Source organism: Frankia sp. AiPs1 (assembly GCF_023716945.1).
Classification (GTDB): Bacteria; Actinomycetota; Actinomycetes; order Frankiales; family Frankiaceae; genus Frankia.
In genome coordinates this window covers 1-1,078 of sequence record NZ_JAMQQF010001015.1, presented here as the reverse complement: position 1 = coordinate 1,078, position 1,078 = coordinate 1, and the positions used below count along the sequence as shown (strand labels likewise).

General features: G+C 76.3%; 1 pseudogene. It reads left to right on the top strand.

Features of this window, described 5'->3' with window-relative positions:
• Positions 1-1,078 (top strand): annotated as a pseudogene (locus tag ND748_RS32555) (carbamoyltransferase HypF); the annotation flags it as partial.

The window sequence follows — 1,078 nt, the reverse complement described above, 5'->3', positions numbered from 1 at the left end:
TGAAGTCGTAGGCGCGGGAGAAGAAGGCTGCGAACGTCGAGGCGAACGGCACGTAGCCGCGAACCGACAGGCCGACGCCCGCCGCCGGCTCGCCCCGCTCGCCGACGGGTGGCTGCGCCACGACCGGCCGATCCACGTGCCCTGCGACGACTCGGTCGTCCGGGTCGTCGACGGTGACCCGCTGCCGCTGCGCCGCTCCCGGGGCTTCGCCCCCCTGCCGGTGGCGCTGCCGTTCGCGGTGGCGCCGACCCTGGCGGTGGGTGCCGACCTGAAGAACACCTGCGCGGTGGGCGCCGACCGCTCCGCCTGGCTCAGCGGTCACATCGGGGACATGGACGACGCCGACACGGTGCGGACCTTCACCGCCGCCGAACACCACCTCGAGCAGCTCACCGGGATCCGCCCCGGCGCGCTGGCCACCGACGCCCACCCGGGCTATCGCTCCCGGCAGTGGGCGTGCCGGCACGCGGCCGGGCGGCCGGTGCGCCCGGTGCAGCATCATCACGCGCACGTGGCGGCGGTCATGGCCGAGCATGGCCTGGGCGGCGAGCGTCCCGTGCTGGGATTCGCCTTCGACGGCACCGGATACGGCACCGACGGGGCGGTGTGGGGCGGCGAGGCGCTGATCGCCGACTATCGCGGCTTCGAGCGGTTCGCCCACCTCGCCTACGTCCCGCTGCCCGGGGGGGACGCCGCCGTGCGCCGCCCCTACCGGATGGCGCTGGCGCACCTGTGGGCCGCCGGCGTCGGCTGGGCCGAGGACCTGCCGCCCGTGGCCGCCTGCCCGGCGGCGGAGCGGCGCGTCCTGGCCCATCAGTTCGCCACCGGGCTGGCATGTGTGCCCACCGCCAGCATGGGGCGGCTGTTCGACGCGGTGAGCTCCCTGCTCGGTGTCCGCCACCGGGCGGACTTCGAGGCCCAGGCGGCGATCGAGCTGGAGGCGCGCGCCCGCCGCTGCCCGGACGGTTCCGACGCCTGGCGTAACCGATACGCCTTCGAGGTCCGGCGGCCGGTGCCGGGCGGTCCGCTCGTGGCCGACGCGGCGCCGGTCATCCGCGGGCTCGTCCGCGACCTGCGG